General features: G+C 76.7%; 1 protein-coding gene. It reads left to right on the forward strand.

Features of this window, described 5'->3' with window-relative positions:
• Positions 1 to 292: 292 nt before the first annotated feature.
• The coding region (locus GV126_RS33680) for a cytochrome c oxidase assembly protein (protein WP_159674946.1) at positions 293 to 1199 on the forward strand (907 nt) is incomplete at its 3' end.

The raw sequence follows: 1199 nt of genomic DNA on the forward strand, positions 1-1199 counted from the left end.
GCCCGGGGGGGGGGCGCCCCCCCCCGCGCCCCGCCGGCCGCCCCCGTGCCGCCGGGGCACGGCCCCCCCCGCCCTCCCCGCCGGCCCGCCCCGCCGACGCCCTGACGTCCGGCGGGGACGGCGGGCGGTGTGCCGCTGTGTGTCGCGACGGCCTGCCTCGCGCTCCGGGCGGCCCGCGCCTCCGCCGGCGTGCGGTGCATCGGCCACCCCGGCGCGGGTCCCAAGGACCCGGGGGACTACCGTCCCGCAGTGGACCCGTCCCGGTCCGTCCGGTGGGGGGCGAAGGAGAACGATGCGCATGCTTGCCGATGCCGTGACCGGTCTGCCGGCCGGGACACCGGCGCCACCGACGGTGGGCCGGCTGCTGTCCACGTGGCAGCCGGACGTGCCGGCCCTGCTCCTCGTGGCCGTCCTCGGCGGACTGTACGGCTGGGGAGTGCTGCGGGTGCGGCGGCGGGGCGGGACCTGGCCGCCGGCCCGCGTCGCCGCCTTCGCCCTGCTCGGGCTGGGCGCGCTGGTGGTGGCCACGATGTCCGCGCTGGCCGCCTACGACCACGTGCTGTTCTGGCCGGCCGCGGTGCAGAACGTCCTGCTGGACCTGCTCGCGCCGCTCGGTCTGGCGCTCGGCGATCCGCTGCGGCTCGCCGTCGAGGCGCTGCCGGGGGCCAAGGCCGCGCGGGTGCGCCGGGCGATGACCGGCCGCGTCGTGCGCCTGCTGACGTTTCCACTGGTCAGCACGGCGCTGGTGCTGGCCACCGAGCTGGTCGTGTACTTCACGCCGTACTTCGCCACCGCGCTGCGGGTCGGCTGGCTGCACGAGCTGATGTACCTGCACCTGCTGGTGGCCGGATGCCTGTTCGTCGTGCCGGTGCTCACCCGCGAGGAGACGCTGCCGTCGTGGTGCACGCACCCGGTGCGCGCGGTGCTGGTGTTCCTCGACGGCGTCGTCGACGCGGTGCCCGGGCTCGTCGTCATGACCCACGGCACGCTGATCGCGGGCGCCTGGTATCTGCACCACGCCCCGGTGTGGGACACGGACGTCCACCACGACCAGCAGATCGGCGGCGGCGCCATGCTCAGCATCGCCGAGCTGGTCGCCCTGCCCTTCCTGCTGGCGATCCTGGTGCAGTGGGTGCGCGCCGAACGCGTCCAGACGGCGGCCCTGGACCGCCGCCTCGACGCGGAACTCGTCCCCGCCC

The sequence above is a fragment of the Streptomyces mexicanus genome (genome assembly GCF_902506575.1).
Taxonomy (GTDB): domain Bacteria; phylum Actinomycetota; class Actinomycetes; order Streptomycetales; family Streptomycetaceae; genus Streptomyces; species Streptomyces mexicanus.